Origin of the sequence: Lactiplantibacillus sp. ME-2 (genome assembly GCF_022549155.1) — a bacterium.
GTDB classification, from domain to species: Bacteria; Bacillota; Bacilli; order Lactobacillales; family Lactobacillaceae; genus Lactiplantibacillus; species Lactiplantibacillus plantarum.
In genome coordinates this window covers 1-444 of sequence record NZ_JAKZEQ010000133.1, presented here as the reverse complement: position 1 = coordinate 444, position 444 = coordinate 1, and the positions used below count along the sequence as shown (strand labels likewise).

1 protein-coding gene is annotated in these 444 nt (G+C 34.9%); it reads right to left on the bottom strand.

The features are described 5' to 3' along the window. Nucleotides 1-117: 117 nt before the first annotated feature. Complete coding sequence (locus tag MMY95_RS15685) at nucleotides 118-318, bottom strand: cold-shock protein (protein ID WP_003643340.1); 201 nt, start codon at nucleotides 316-318, stop codon at nucleotides 118-120. Between the last annotated feature and the right edge of the window lie 126 nt (nucleotides 319-444).

The window sequence follows — 444 nt, the reverse complement described above, 5'->3', positions numbered from 1 at the left end:
GCTTAATGCCATAAACATCTGTAAAGTCCATATTTCACATTGCTTTCCCGTATGTTTCAGTGCCATAAAATAAAAAACTGCCTTATTACAAAGCAGTTTCATCAGTATCAAAATAAATTATTGTGGAACAACATTCGTTGCTTGAGGGCCACGATCCCCTTGTTCAACTTCATAGCTTACCTTTTGACCTTCATCAAGGCTTTTAAACCCATCTGTTTGGATTGATGAGAAATGAACGAATACATCTTTATTATCCGAACCGGTGATAAATCCAAAGCCCTTATCCGCGTTAAACCATTTCACAGTACCACTTTGCATATACTTATATTCCTCCTAGAAACTAAATCAAAGTAACCAGCCGAATTAACATCTAAGAAAATTATAGATAGCAAGTTTAATGATACTTAAAACTTCCGAATATGTTAACCGTGTTCAGTATATCAC

Excerpts from the sequence above, each read along its gene's own strand:
- MMY95_RS15685 (WP_003643340.1), bottom strand. The coding sequence starts at position 318 with ATGCAAAGTGGTACTGTGAAATGGTTTAACGCGGATAAGGGCTTTGGA.